The organism is Streptomyces filipinensis (assembly GCF_014649495.1).
Lineage (GTDB): Bacteria > Actinomycetota > Actinomycetes > Streptomycetales > Streptomycetaceae > Streptomyces > Streptomyces filipinensis.
In genome coordinates this window covers 1-14,345 of the sequence record NZ_BMTD01000012.1, presented here as the reverse complement: position 1 = coordinate 14,345, position 14,345 = coordinate 1, and the positions used below count along the sequence as shown (strand labels likewise).

Annotated in this window: 8 protein-coding genes and 1 pseudogene; 7 read left to right on the top strand and 2 right to left on the bottom strand. The window is 70.7% G+C overall.

The features are described 5' to 3' along the window. Positions 1-5: 5 nt before the first annotated feature. Positions 6-2,027 carry a hypothetical protein gene (locus tag IE244_RS25165; protein WP_191875841.1) on the bottom strand — a complete coding sequence of 674 codons (2,022 nt, stop codon included), beginning with the start codon at positions 2,025-2,027 and terminating at the stop codon, positions 6-8. A gap of 188 nt (positions 2,028-2,215) precedes the next feature. On the opposite strand from IE244_RS25165, the gene IE244_RS25160 reads away from it, so the two are divergent. From IE244_RS25160 to IE244_RS25135, 6 genes are all read left to right on the top strand, one after another. Beyond that, positions 2,216-3,205: a hypothetical protein gene (locus IE244_RS25160; protein WP_191875840.1), complete on the top strand. Its 990-nt coding sequence runs from the start codon at positions 2,216-2,218 to the stop codon at positions 3,203-3,205. A 38-nt stretch (positions 3,206-3,243) separates the two neighbouring features. Next, on the top strand, positions 3,244-5,394 hold the full coding sequence (locus IE244_RS25155; RefSeq protein ID WP_191875839.1) for a hypothetical protein: 2,151 nt from the start codon (positions 3,244-3,246) through the stop codon (positions 5,392-5,394). Positions 5,395-5,404: 10 nt separating this feature from the next. After that, positions 5,405-7,651, top strand: a complete 2,247-nt coding sequence (locus IE244_RS25150) for a hypothetical protein (RefSeq protein WP_191875838.1) — start codon at positions 5,405-5,407, stop codon at positions 7,649-7,651. Positions 7,652-7,674: 23 nt separating this feature from the next. Next, a complete protein-coding gene (locus tag IE244_RS25145) occupies positions 7,675-10,023 on the top strand; it encodes a hypothetical protein (protein ID WP_191875837.1) in 2,349 nt (782 codons plus the stop codon). Then, entirely contained in the window at positions 10,020-10,937 is a 918-nt protein-coding gene (locus tag IE244_RS25140) for a hypothetical protein (protein WP_191875836.1), read from the top strand. The genes IE244_RS25145 and IE244_RS25140 overlap by 4 nt, the downstream gene beginning before the upstream one ends. 88 nt (positions 10,938-11,025) lie before the next feature. Then, complete coding sequence (locus tag IE244_RS25135) at positions 11,026-11,208, top strand: GMC family oxidoreductase N-terminal domain-containing protein (RefSeq protein WP_229854321.1); 183 nt, start codon at positions 11,026-11,028, stop codon at positions 11,206-11,208. 69 nt (positions 11,209-11,277) lie between these two features. On the opposite strand, the gene katG is transcribed toward IE244_RS25135, so the two are convergent. Further along, entirely contained in the window at positions 11,278-13,470 is a 2,193-nt protein-coding gene (gene katG / locus IE244_RS25130) for a catalase/peroxidase HPI (RefSeq protein WP_191875835.1), read from the bottom strand. 693 nt (positions 13,471-14,163) lie between these two features. Between katG and IE244_RS25120 the strand changes: the two are divergent. Continuing rightward, positions 14,164-14,345 (top strand): annotated as a pseudogene (locus IE244_RS25120) (flavodoxin family protein); the annotation flags it as partial.

The window sequence follows — 14,345 nt, the reverse complement described above, 5'->3', positions numbered from 1 at the left end:
CCGGTTCAGGCCGGGAGCCGCAGCACCACGATCGGGTCGGTCCCGGGTGTCTCGGGGGTGCTGCGGTGGTCTCCGTCCCGCAGGTAGAAGGTGGAGGTGACGGTGTAGTCCGGGCCGCCGTCGCCGCCGTCGTCGGACAGCGGCAACTGCCATGACTCGCTGGTGGCCCGGCCGGGGGCGAACACCATCTCGTGGGTGGCCGGCTCACCCGTGGGCACCGGATGGCGCAGGGTTGTCTTCACGAGCTTGACGACCGTGAAGTCCACGAGGTCGGCCACCACCGTCACATCCAGGACCCGCGACGGCGCCGGACCGACATCGAGAGTCCGGGAACCCTCGCCGTCCTTCCAGGGGTCCACGGTGGAGTGCCCGTCCGCGTAGAGGGTCGTCACGCGGTAGCGGAACCGCCCGGTGGCGGCGGGGGCGAGGCCGGTGCGCCAGTCCGCCGTGCCGGTCTCGGGGGTGAGCCGTACGGTGTTCCTGCTGGTGCGTCCCGTTCCGTCCTCGGCCTCCAGGTCGACCTGGAAGGCGCTGATGCCGCCGGACCAGCCGGCCGCGCGCAGCCGCAGGGTCAGCCACCGGTCGAAGGGCGCGGGTACGAGGACGGTTCTGCCGGTCTGCGGCGACCAGTCGCGCACCACGGTCTGCCCGTCGGTCAGGGTGTAGACCAGCCGCAGGTCGTAGGGCCGGTTCACGGGCGCGTACACGGTCCGCTCGTAGCGCTGACTGGGCCGGGACGCGTCGAGTTCGAGGGTGTCCTCGACGAGTCCGACGCCATGGTCGCTGTCCTGGTACCGGATGCCGGCCTCGACGTGGTGGACGGTCGACCAGTCGAGGGCGGCGCCGCTCAGGTCGACCGTCAGCCGTCCGACGTCGTCGACGCTGAGGAGCACGAACTGGTTGTCGGTGCGCAGCTCCGGCAGTTCCAGTGTGGCGCTGGAGGCGGCGAAGGACACCACCGGGCGCACGGCGATCGTCCTGCCGAGCGCCGGGTCGACCGTCCACGTGACCTGGTCGACGGTGTCGTTGTCGGTGAAGACGGCGTCGTGGCGCTGGTCGCCGTAGGCGATCCGGGCGGTGACGGCCGCGATCATGCCCGTCGTGAAGTCGGCGTTGCAGCGGACCACGGTGCGTCGTTGCTGGAAGATCGGATCGGAGAGGTCGAGGGCCAGGAAGCAGCCCTCGTCGCGGGTCAGGTCGGGCGGGTCCAGCGTGCCGGCGGCGTCGAACGGCCACGGCAGGCCGGCCGCCCCGGTGAACACGGCGTCGATGTCGCTGGTGGGCGGCGTGCCGTGCGGCGGCAGCCACGGGGCGAGCCACTCCCAGCCCCAGGAGATGAACGCCTCCCGCAGTTCCGGGTCGCCGTCCGCGGGCCAGTCCAGGACGTCGACGCCGGCCGCGGAGGCCTGGGCCAGTGCTCCCCGGGGGTCGGGGAGCGCGGTGGCCTGCGCCCACAGGGCGGTCACGTCGGCGCTGCGGGCGTATGCGTGCACCGTTCCGTCGGGAATCCTCGCCATGGCGCGCAGCCGGTAGGAGGCCTGGAGCGAGGGCCGTGCGGAGCGCAGTGCGTCCCACTGCACGGTGGCGCCCTCCTGCGTCAACGCCGCCTGGAAGACAGCCGGGTTGTTCCCGGACAGCGAGGGCTGGGTGTGCACCGTCCGTTCGTCGGACTTCGCGGCGGGGTCGAGGAGTTGCAGGGAGGCCGTCCCGTCCAGCCACAGGGGCGTGGCGAGTTGGGGTCCGCCCGCCGCCCGGACCGTGGCTGTGTCGCCGCCGTGGGCGCGTGCGGCCGCCAGGGCCTCGTCGCGTTCCTCCGGGCGCAGCGCGAGGTCCGTTTGCAGTTCAATGATTCCGCCGTTCAACTTGTCAGTCCCGGAACGGTACTTGATCAGTGACAGAACGGCGGCTCCGTCGGGTCCCCGGGCCAGCCGGGGAACCGATGCGATCGCGTAGAACGCCTGGTCAAGCTGGTCGTCGGCGTACAGCGACCAGGTCGGCCGGGCCAGGAGTGCGGGGAGCCGGAGCACGATTCTCCACCTTCTTCCATGCGACCAGGCGGAACGCGCTCTACACTCGATTGTGAGCATATCCACCCAAAAGAGGCAAAATGTCCTCGCATTCCCCTCCCCGGCTCCTCGTCGACCGGCATGACCCTCTGACGGTCCGTCTGCTGCCAGGAGACCCCGTTCTGGACCTCTCGCCGCAGGGCGTTCCCATGGCCAGCCTGGTGGTGGCGGGTACCTCCGCGTCCGTGCAGATCAGTGCGCACTGGTGGCCGGACCGCGACGAGACGGCCGTCCTGCTGGCGCAGGCCGCCGAGGAGTTGAAGGTCGCGCCAGGCGAGCTGATCGTCGCGATCGGCGGCGTGAAGGTCCACGGCGTCACCCTGAACGCGCGGGACGACGGGGGAGCGGAGACCGAACTGGCGGAGTCCGCGTCGTCCGGCGCGCCCCCGTACACGACGCTGATGACCGCCCCAGTCGAGCCGGCACTGGTCCCGCTGGTGGAGGAGGCCCTCTCCGGCTCTCCCGGCAAGCTCTTCGTCCGCTTCGACGCCACGCTGGAGACCGAGCGGGTCCAGCGTGAACTGGACGTCGGCCAGGCGCTGAGCGCCGCGCCCTCGGCGGAACGCCACACCTTCGCGGTCTCCGCTCCGGCGAAGCCCCCCGAGTCCGTGCCGCCCCCGCCCGAAGCAGCGCTGCCGCTCCGGGTCACGGCCCCCGTGGGGGATCCCCCGGTCCGCCGGCTGGACCTGTCCGGTACCGACGAGGCCGGGACGCCCTGGACGGTTTCGGTCACCGCCCCGGACACCGCTCCGGTCCGGCTGCCGGCCGGGGGGAGCCTGCGGTTCACCGTCCACGGGGACGACGGATCCTCCTATGAACGCACCGGCACACCCGACGCCTCGGGCTGGGTCGTGGACGACCGCGCCCTGGGCGTCGTCACCGTCACCTGCGAGGCCCCCGGCCGGGACGCGGGCGCCGCGGTCGCGATCGAGGTCTGGTACCAGCCCGCGGGAGACGGCCTGCCCGACCACCGCAGCCTCACCCTGACCGCACCCGCGTGGTCCGCGTCCTGGCGGGTGGCCAGCGGGCGGGACGACCTCGACGGCGAACTCGTCGTCGACGTGTCGGAGACCGACGGCAGTGGCGCGACCGTCCCGAAGCGCACCGTCCGTTCCACCACCCCCCACGTCCGGATCTAGCCGGAGCACCGGCCGGTCCCGGGCCCAGGAAGGCCACCATGCTCCAGATCGACAAGGCCCAGATGATCGCCGGCGTACAGGTCTACGGCGACCACGCCGACCCCGCGCTCTTCTACGCGGTGCCGCAGCAGCCGACCTTCCGCTGTGACGCCCAGGGAAACCCTGTCTTCATGTACCTCAAGTACCGGCAGCCGAAGGTCCAGCCGTCAGGCCAGACCGGGGGCGGGTTCGCGACCTTCGACACCCAGTTCGCGCTGGACGATCCCACCCGCGCCGTCATCCTCGGCCAGTTGCGCGCCCAGGTGGGTCAGGACCTTGCCGACCGGGTCGGCCTCGGGACCATCACCTGGGCGAACGGCACGGCCCACCTCAACCTGTCCGACGTGGGCGGAACTCTCGTCAGCAAGGTGTGGAACCCGGTCGGGCCCTCCCTGTACGGCGACAACGTCACCCCGTTCACCATCGAGCTGCCGGACTTCGGCGCCACCCTGTTCGCCGAGGCTCTCCAGGGCAAGGGCGGCATCGTCCAGGTGGCCTACGGGATGAACGGCTGGGTGAAGCTTCCCGCCGTCACCGGATACGGCCACTTCTCGTCGACCAAGTTCCGCTCCTTCGTCCAGAACGCCTCCGACGACGCGGGGTGGGGCGACGACACCTTCTCGAACACGATCGCCGAGGTGGCGACGAACACCGACGTGATCGAGACCCATGTGGACGCCGGCACGGGAGCGGACGCCCAGCTCGTGGCCCGGATCGAGGAGAGCGTACGGCGGACCGTGCTCGACATCGCGACCAAGCGGATGACGGAACAGGTCGAGGGCTACACCGGTGACCGTTCCGTCCTGGAGGACTACGAGACGATCCACCGCGAGTACACCAATCTGCACGTCGACGACTTCACGATCACCATCAACGAGCAGACCGCCGTGCTGTGGCCGTTCAATCCCCAGGGCACACTGCCGAACATCACCAACATGACCGACAAGCAGGGCCGCCCGGTGCTGTGGGCCGACCACTACCGCGAGATCGACCTGGACGACCCCTTCTTCCGCTCGTTCTCCGTCCCGGTGCGGGTGAACGCCGACTTCGGCGCCGGCCGGCCGGTGCACAGCGTGGACGTCCACGTGCAGTACCAGGGCGACAAGCTGGAGACGGGCGACTACCACTTCGACAAGCCCGAACAGACCGAGACGTTCGCCGCCTACGTCAAGGGCGACTCCCGGGAGTACCAGCACTCCTTCACGGTCAACTACAAGGGAACGTCGACCGTGTACCAGGCACCCCTCGCGCCGCACACCGGGCCCCTGACCATCAACGCCGACGACCTGGGCGTACTCGAACTGCACGTGCTGCCCGGCAACCTCGACTTCAAGTCCGTGGACTCCGCCACCGTCAGCATCGAGTACACGCCGGCCAACGGGCCCGCGATCACGGACCAGGTCGTGTTCACCGAGCAGAACAGCACCGAGCAGACCCTCACGCACGTCATCTCGGAGCAGCGCGACCGGCCCGTGCGGTACCGGGTGGACTACCGGACCAAGGGCGACACCTTCCAGGACGACTGGAAGGAGACGACCGGGAAGCGCATCTACCTGAGTTCGCCCTTCAACGACATGCGCAGGGTCAGGGTCGTCGCCGTCGGCGACCTGGTCTCCACGATCGACTCCATCCTCGTCGACGTCCGCTACGAGGACCCCCAGAGCGGCTACAGCTGGGCCGACAGCAAACTGCTGAACGCGGCCGATCCCTACAAGGAGTGGACGATCCAGGTCCGCGAGGCCCACTCCGGCACGCTGACGTACAGCGGCCTGGTGCGCTACAAGAACGGCAGCGTCCGGGAGATCCCCGAGACCGCGACCGAAGAGGCGACCGTCGAGGTCGGTGACATGGTCGGGACGGTGATCAGCGTCATCGTCTCCCCCGACCTCGTCGACTGGGCCACCGTCGACCTGGTCAAGGTCGTGCTGACGTGTGACGGCGGCGCCCCGGCCCAGGAGCAGGTCAAGAGCGCCCTGGTACGCAAGGGCGGCACCCCACCACCGGTGGTCTTCTCCCTGGCCGACGCCGCCACGAAGGACTTCTCCTGGACCGCCACCTACTACTTCACCGACGGCACCAGCGCCACCACCACCGCGGTCACGACGGCGGACGCCAACGTGCTGCTGCCGCGCCGTCCCGGCGCCGCCTAGGAGCCGTGCCATGCTCTCGCTCGCACCACCGTTCCTGATGGTGAACGGATTCAGCCTCTTCCCGGACCACGCCGACCCGCTCCAGTGGTACTACCTGCCCATGGGGCCGTCGATCGCCGTCCGCAGCGAGGGAGGGGCAGCGCTGCCGGTGTTCTCGCTGCTGGAGTTCCGCGGGGACAAGGACGAGACCACCGGGGGACTGCTGAATTTCGACGTCGTCCTGGGGCCGCCCGCCGACCGGCTCGACAGCGCCCTCGACGAGGTCGCGGGGCAGATCCAGTCGCAGCTGAACCTGCCCGACCGGCCGCGCCGGCCCGTTCCCGTGCCGCTGGAGAGCGGCACCGTCAAACTGGTTCTCCTCGACAGCGAGAGTGGTGCCGCACCGGACGACTCCCGCTTCGTCGAGCGCATCATCCACCAGGCGCAGCCCAGTCTGTACGGCGCCGACCAGGCCGCCTTCTCGGCCGTGCTCGACGCCCGCGGCGCGACCCTGACGGCGAGCTGCCTGGACGGGGCCGTGGCCCCCATCGGCGTCGTGTACGCGCTGGAGTTCCTGGCCCTGCGTCCCGCTTACACGGTGACCCTGAACATCCGCTGGGACGAGCTGAAAGAACGCCTCGACAAGACCTTCGGCGTGTCGGGCGTGTTCCTCTCGTCGCAGATCACCGAGCAGCTGGACAAACTCAGGGACGAACGGGTCATCGACATCCAGGACGACCTGTTCGTGCCCGAGGGCGAGGCCGGCAAGTCGGTCATCGCCGGCCACGACCGGGCCGTGTCCGCGGTCTACGACATGATCACCGACTCCTTCTTCGAGGCCGCCCTCGCCCCCCGGCCGGCCCCCGACGGCTGGGACCGTGCCGCCGCGCTCGCCACCGAGTTCGGCCGTGTGGCCATGACCGGTGGGCTGTCCCTCACCGGCACCTACACCTACCGTCGCAGCACCTCCGTCGAGGAGGTGCAAAAACGCCTGGACGTCCGCATGGGCGAGCGCACCGCCGTCCGCCGGACCGTCTACCCGCAGGGACATCTCAGCGGCATCGCCGCGCTGATCGCCGCGTCCGGACGCCCGCGGAGCGACTTCACCCGGCGCGTGTCGGTCGACGACCCGTGGTTCAGCCGCCGCAGCGTGAAGGTGGTCTCGCGCGTCGACTTCACCTCCGGGTTCCTCACCTCGGTGGGCGTCGACCTGCGCTACGGGGACGACGCCACAACCGTCCTCCTCGATCCGCAGAACAACACCGGCGAGGCCGACTGGCCCAGCCGGCTCGCGGGCGGCAGGATGGTGGCACCGGTGACCGTGGACATCACCTACCACCTGGCGAAGCCCGCCGGCTGGGTCCTCCCGGACCAGCTGACGGTCCACGACACCACCGAGACGGAGATCGCCGAGATCCGCCCCAGCGAGACCTTCGCCTTCCGCCCCGTACTGATCCGCGAGGACGGCATCCCCTGGGACGACTGGCGCGCCGTCACGGTCGAACTGCGCTACCAGGACGCGGCCTCCGGGGTGTCGGGGGAGTACGTCCTCGACCTCGACCCCAAGCAGCCGCTGTGGCAGTGGCCGCTCTTCATCGTCGGCTCCGCGCCGGGCACCTACGCCTACCGCCTCACCTACCACGGCATCGGCCGCCCGGACGTGGTGCGTGAGTGGACGCAGACGGACGACACCGAGGTGCGGGTGCGCGACCCCTTCCCCGACACCTACCCCCTGACCGTTCGCCCCCTGGTCGTCTGGGCGAACGTGAGCGCGCTCCTCGTCGACCTGCTGTACGAGGACCCCGCCCACCAACTGCGGCAGGAGGCGTCCCTGGAGTTCACCAGCGAGAAGGCCGGGGCCCAGCAGTTCAAGGTAGGCCTGCGGGACCCGGCCCTGCGCCGGGTCACCTACCGCGTCACCGTGCTCTACACCGACGGACACATGAGCACCGTCCCGGAATCCTCGACCGGACGCACCAGCCTGATCGTCACCGCCGACATGCCCGCACACCAGGCCGTGGTCGTCCGCGTCGACACGCAGGCCGCAGAGACGGCCGGCGTCCAGGAGGTGCGGGTCGAGTTCGCCCAGCCGGGCACGGAGACGGTCACCTCCTCCTACTCCTTCACCCGTGACTCGGCTCCGGTCGTGCACGAGTTCGACGTGACGGGGACACCCGGGTACCGCTACCGGGCCGTCCACGTCGACACCAGCGGACTGAGCCGGGTCGGGGCGTGGACCGACGCCAACCTGCCCGTCCTCGACGTTCCCGGCGCCTGACGCCACGACCGGAGGGCTGCCTCATGCTGCAACTGGGCACCACATCATGGCTCGTCGACGGCGTGGAGGTGTTCCCCGACCACGCGGACCCCAACCAGTTCTGGTACCTTCCCGCTCCCGTCACCCTGGCCCAGGGTGATCAGGGGCCCGTCTTCACCCTCATCACCTGGCGCGGCACGCCGGGCGACGGTGATTCCGTCGGGGGCGGCTTCCTGATGATCCAGACCGCCCTGACGCTCGACCCGGAGGCGGAGTCCCGGCTGCGGAGCCGGCTGGCCGAGCACGCCCCGGGAACGGTACGGCTGTCCCAGGTCCCGTACGACGAGGGCGACGTCCAGTGCGTCGCCCTGGACGTGCAGGGCCCCGGTGGGACCGTGAACACGCTCCCACCGGGGGCGTTCCGCGCCGTCGAGACGATCCTCGGATCGGCCGTGCCCTCGTTGTACGGCGACAACACGGCCATGTTCAGCCTGCGGCTCAGTGCACAGGGCGCGAGTCTGCTGAAGCAGGTCTTCGCCGCGGGCGGCACCCCCGTCGGTGTCATCTACCGCCTGCGGTTCACCGCCCTGCGGCCCGCCCTGTCCGTCACGATCACCGCCAACATGCACCGCGTGTACAGCGAACTGGCCGTCGGGATCGACGCCCAGATCTACTGGGCCCGCGTGGGACTGGAAGCCGCGTTCCAAAGGCTTCGCCAGAGTGGGGTCATCCACATCGACGTCAAGGAGTTCACGACCGACGCGGACAACGACCAGAAGATCCAGTGGGCGCTGGACACGTTCATGAACCATGTGCTCGCCCAGTGGTTCGAACCCTCCCTCAGCCCACGGGACCTGCCCTCTCCCGCCCCTCGCCCGGCAACCGCGGGGCCGGCCGGCGCTCCGGCGGGTCCGGTGGCCGGGACGCCCACGCCGGGCCTCGGCCCGGCCGCGGGCAGGGCGATGCCCCTGTCCCCCACGGGAGCCATCCCCCCGAGGACGGGACCGTTCGCCCCGCCGGTGGCCGGACCGGTCACCCCGCCCGGGGCAGGGCCGGTCACCCCGGCGACACCCGGCGCCCCGGGCGCCGTACACCCTCCTGGTGCGCCGGCGCAGCCCGCCGGGCCCGCCCCCGCGGTCCCGCAGCCGCTCGGCCCACCGCTCGCCCCCTCCCCGCCGGCGCCCCCCGCGATCCCCACCCCCCACTTCCCGCCGGCACCCGCGGCACCCCCGCAGGCAGCCGCCGCCTCTCCCGCAGCCGCCCCGCACGCCCCGGCACCGTCGGCGCTCCCGGCGGGGGCCGCACCCGCGGCGACCGGCGGCGTGAGCCCCGCGCTCGTGACCTTCCGGCTGCGCTACGGCCTGCAGATCGAGGACAAGGAGGTCTCGTTCAGCTACGACCGGGCCGAGGCGGTGCAGCGCACCTACGCGCCCCAAGGATTCCTCGGCACGCTCGCCGCGGACCTGAACGGACCTCCGCACGTCATCGACGCCGACCTCGACGATCCCTTCTTCCGCACCCTCACGGTGCAACTGGTCGGCGACGTGGACTTCGCCGCGCTCGGTCTGACGAGCATCGCCGTGACGATCCGCTACGGCAGAGCCGAGGACCCCGGCGGAGTACGCTCCTTCGACCGCCTCGTGGACGCTGCCGCCCCGCGTCCCGAGCCCGTCACCTTCTTCCGGGACAGCGCGGCGGACACCACGTACGCCTACCGGCTGGAGTACCACTTCGCCGCGGAGTCCGGCTGGCGGGGGCGAGAGCTCACCGTGGTGCGAGAGGGCTCCGACGACCAGTACGCCCTGTCCATCGATCCGCACCGGTTCCTGGGCTTCCTCCGGGTGGAGATCGCGCCGCACGACATCGACGCCCAGCTGGTCCGGGAGACCCGCGTCGAGCTGACCAGGAAGGAACCCGACGGCACCGAACTGCGGGACACCCGCACGGTGCGGCCCACCGATCCACCCACCGAGTGGAAGGTCCGCACAGCCGACCCGGCCGACCTGACCTACACCTACCAGCTCGTCCATACCATGACCGACGGCTCCGTGATCACCTGCGACCCCGTCACCACGGGTGCCACACACCTGGCGGTCAACGACCCCTACCCCGGGCAGCTCGACATCGACCTGGTCCCGGACTGGACCCCGGCCGCCATCCGGACGGTCTTCGTGGACCTGCGCTACGCCGACCCGGCGGCCGGCTACCGACGTGAGCAGCGCATCGAACTGGACGCCGCGCTGACCGCCACCCACCACGCCTGGTTCGCACTGCCCGACCCGCAAAAGCGCGAGTTCTCCTACCGCTTCACCTTCGTACGTGCCGACGGCACCACGTCCGCGACGGACTACACGACGACGACGGACTCGCTCGTCATGGTGCGGCCCCCGTGACCGAAGGGCTGCCGCCCGCCCTGGGCCGGGCGCTGGCGCTGCTCGGTCCCGGAGCCCGCCGGTGGCTGCCGAGACTCCTGGAACCGCTCATGGAGGCCCCCGGTGACGACCGGTGGCGACGCAGCCTGCTGACCCCCGAGCGGTTCCCGGTGGAGCTGAGCGTGTCCACGGCCTCGCCCCGCACCGACCGCTACGCCACGGAGTTCGTCTCCCCGGCCCGCCCTCCCGGGACCCGGCTGGCGGCGGGCCTCGAACGGCTCGCGCGGATCGGGCTGCCACCACCGCACGCCCAGCTCACCGCGCTCCTGCTGGACGCCCACCGTCGCCACCCCGTGGTCTGGGGGACGTGGCTGGCGGGCCGGCATGACACGCGCGGTGACCGCTTCAAGCTCTACGCGGAGGTTCCGAAAGCGGCCGCCGTCCCGGTCGAGCGTGCGGTGGCACGGCTCATCGGTGCCCGGCCGTTCCCGTTGCCCGAGGCCCGGCTCCGCCTGGTGGGCATCGACCTGACGACCGGCGCCGTCGAGTGCTACCACCGGGTGGGCCGCCTCACGGTCGCGGACCTGCGCCTGCTGACGCCGCGCGACCTGGACCCCGGACAGGAGTGCCTCGCCGACGCGGTCCGCGACCTGCTCGGGAGGCCGGCCGTCGACGAACTCCCCGGATTCAATGTGAACGTGAGTACCGCTCCCCGGGCCCTGAGCGTGTCGGCTCCGGCGCGCAGCTGGCTGGGGACGGATCCCGAGGCCCGTACCCGGCTTCTGGACCACGCCCAACGGCACGGATTCGACCTGCGCCGCTACGCCGCCCTGACCGCGGGGTCCCCCCTGACGCACCGCAACCGCCACGGCATGCTCACCGTGACGGCGCAGTCCGGCCCCGCCGCGCACCTCACCATCGGGTTCAGCCCCTGACCCGGCTCCCCGGTGGCCATGCCCTGGCGGCAGCGGGCGCCGGCCGACCAGCCGGCTGCACCCCGCGCTCGCACGCCCGAACCTCACCGTGCTCTCCTCGGCCCGCGCCCACCGTGTGGTGATCGAGGGCGGCCGCGCGAGGGGTGTGGAGGTGGAGCGGGGCGGCATCGTCGAGGTCGTCCACGCCGAGCGTGAGGTGATCCTGTCCGCTGGCGCCCACGAGTCCGAAGCTGCTGGTGCTGCCCGGGGTCGGGCCCCCACCCTGCCCTGACGCGTGCAAGCACCCGCCTGCTTCCAGCCTGCGCCCCGCCCCAGCGCTTCTCCTCCGATTCCGGTGGCTTCAGGCGAGGTCGAACCGGTCGAGATTCATCACCTTGTTCCACGCCGCGACGAAGTCACGTACGAACTTCTCTCCCGCGTCCCGGGCCGCGTAGACCTCCGAGACGGCTCGGAGCTGGGAGTGCGCGCCGAAGATCAGGTCGACCGCGGTGGCGGTCCACTTGACCTCGCCGGTGGCGCGATCCCGGCCTTCGAACACGTTCTCGTCCGTAGCCGACGCCTTCCACTCCGTACCCATGTCGAGCAGGTTGACGAAGAAGTCGTTGGTCAAGACTCCCGGCCGGTCGGTGAAGACACCGTGGGCCGATCCCTTGAAGCCGGTGTTCAGGGCCCGCATGCCGCCGATCAGCACCGTCATCTCGGGGGCGGTCAGCGTCAGCAGGTTGGCGCGGTCCAGCATGAGGGTCTCCGGCGACAGCTTCTCGCCCGCCGGAAGGTAGTTGCGGAACGCATCCGCCTTGGGCTCCAGGACGGCGAACGACGCCGCGTCGGTCTGCTCCTGCGAGGCGTCCGTACGCCCCGGTGCGAACGGAACCGTGACGTCGTACCCGGCGTCCCTCGCGGCCTGCTCGACGGCCGCGCACCCGCCGAGGACGATCAGGTCGGCGAGGGAGACCCGCGTTCCGCCGGTCTGCGAGGCGTTGAAGTCCTGCTGGATCTCTTCGAGCGTGCGCAGTACCTCCGTCACCTCGGGGAGGTCGTTGAGCTCCCAGTCCTTCTGCGGCGCGAGCCGGATGCGTGCTCCGTTCGCCCCGCCGCGCTTGTCGGTGCCGCGGAAGCTCGCCGCCGACGCCCAGGCGGTGGTGACCAGCTGGGAGACGGGAAGGCCCGAGGCGAGGATCCGGCCCTTGAGGGCAGCGATGTCCTCGTCCCCGACCAGCTCGTGATCGACGTCGGGAACCGGGTCCTGCCACAGCTGCGGCTCGGGAATCCACGGGCCGAGGTAACGCGAGAGGGGTCCCATGTCGCGGTGCAGCAGCTTGTACCAGGCCTTGGCGAACGCCACCGCCAGGTCGTCCGGGTTCTCGTGGAACCTCTTCGTGATCGGGCCGTAGACCGGGTCCACCTTCAGCGCGAGGTCCGTCGTCAGCATCATGGGGGCGTGCCGCTTCGACGGATCATGGGCGTCGGGCACGGTGTTCCCGGCCGCGGGATCCTTGGGAGTCCACTGGTGGGCGCCGGCGGGGCTGCTCGTCAGCTCCCACTCGTACCCGTAGAGATTGTCCAGGTACCCGTTGTCCCACGTGGTGGGCTTGGTGGTCCATGCGCCCTCCAGACCACTGGTGAGCGTGTGGGGGCCCGTGCCGCTGTCGTACGTGTTCCGCCAGCCGAGGCCCTGCTGCTCGATGGGGGCCGCCTCGGGTTCCGGACCGACATAACTGGCTTCGACCGCGCCGTGGCACTTGCCGAAGGTGTGGCCGCCGACGATGAGTGCGACCGTCTCCTCGTCATTCATGGCCATGCGCCCGAACGTCTCCCGAACGTCCCGGGCGGCGGCCAACGGGTCCGGGTTTCCGTTGGGCCCTTCCGGATTGACGTAGATCAGTCCCATCTGTACGGCGGCGAAAGGACCGGTGAGTTCCCTGTCGCCGCTGTAGCGCTCATCTCCGAGCCATGTGTCCTCGGGCCCCCAGAAGATCTCCTCGGGTTCCCAGATGTCCTGTCGCCCGAAACCGAAACCGAACGTCTTGAACCCCATGGATTCCATGGCACAGTTTCCGGCGAAGACCAGGAGATCGGCCCACGAGATCTTCCGGCCGTACTTCTGTTTGACCGGCCAGAGCAGACGGCGCGCCTTGTCCAGGCTCGCGTTGTCCGGCCAGCTGTTGAGGGGGGCGAAGCGCTGCGCGCCGCTGCCGCCGCCGCCGCGGCCGTCCTCGATGCGGTACGTTCCCGCGGCGTGCCAGCTCATCCGGATGAAGAGCGGCCCGTAGTGGCCGTAGTCGGCAGGCCACCAGTCCTGGGATGCCGTCATCACCTCGAAGACGTCACGCTTGAGCGCGTCGACGTCGAGGGTCGCGAACTCCTTCGCGTAGTCGTAGTCCTCGTCCATCGGATTGGACCGGGGCGAGTGCTGGTGGAGAACCTGAAGGTCCAGCTGATTCGGCCACCAGTCCCGGTTCGTCCTGGGCCGCCGCGTCGGTGTGGGCGTGGGCGAAGGGATTGCCGGATTCTCGCTTTCACTGCCGGACATGCCCGTCCTTCTTCCTGTCTTGGTGTTCCTTCTGCCGGCTGCCGCTCCTGACGCGTCGGCTTTGCCGTGTCGAGGGCACCGACCCACGCGATCAGCGCGCCATGGCACCCGCCGGCTGGAAAATGTGCGGGGCCGCGTCCGTATGGTCGCGTACCGCAGGCCACACCTCTATGAAACACGCGGAGCACCCGGCACGACAGACGTGAGAGCAGGGGCGGCCTTTCTGCTCCGTGCCGATGTGCGACGCGAGCCGAATCGAATACGACAGCCTCCGGACCCGTCGGCGAGCGGGCGGGCCGGGCTGTCGCTGCTCCCCGGCCCGGCAGGTCGGAACGGGCCGCTGAGGCTGCCGAGCCGGTCGGTCAAGCACAGGTTCTCGGAGTAGTCGACGGGGCAGGCGATCACGCAGACGCCTTCGTCGTCGAGGGCGCGGTGCAGTGCGGGCAGCACCAGAACGAGGACGACCAGCGGGATGCGTTCGCGGACGGCGGTCTCCAGTTCCTGTTGATCGCGCCGGGGCCCAGCGTGGCCGAAGCCACCCCGCCCCGGCCACTCGTCCGCCGCCGACCGGGGCGCGGACCGCTCAGGGCCATTCGGATGAGTTGTGTGGCGGCTGCCGCAGGCGGCCCGCACGCTGGGGGAGGTGGACGAGTCGCCGTGCACGGGTCGGCGGCACAACTGTGGGAGGACCGTGTGACCGCTTCGTCGCCCGACACCGACGCACCCCCGGCGCGGTACGACGACCTGCGCGCCCTGGTGGTCAACTGCACGCTCAAACGGTCGCCGGAGACGAGCAACACCGAGGGGTTGATCCACCGGAGCACCACCATCCTGGAGGGGCAGGGGGTGCACGTCGACGTCGTACGGGCCGTGGA

Excerpts from the sequence above, each read along its gene's own strand:
- IE244_RS25160 (WP_191875840.1), top strand. The coding sequence starts at position 2,216 with ATGGCCAGCCTGGTGGTGGCGGGTACCTCCGCGTCCGTGCAGATCAGT.
- IE244_RS25150 (WP_191875838.1), top strand. The coding sequence starts at position 5,405 with ATGCTCTCGCTCGCACCACCGTTCCTGATGGTGAACGGATTCAGCCTC.
- IE244_RS25155 (WP_191875839.1), top strand. The coding sequence starts at position 3,244 with ATGCTCCAGATCGACAAGGCCCAGATGATCGCCGGCGTACAGGTCTAC.
- katG (WP_191875835.1), bottom strand. The coding sequence starts at position 13,470 with ATGTCCGGCAGTGAAAGCGAGAATCCGGCAATCCCTTCGCCCACGCCC.
- IE244_RS25145 (WP_191875837.1), top strand. The coding sequence starts at position 7,675 with ATGCTGCAACTGGGCACCACATCATGGCTCGTCGACGGCGTGGAGGTG.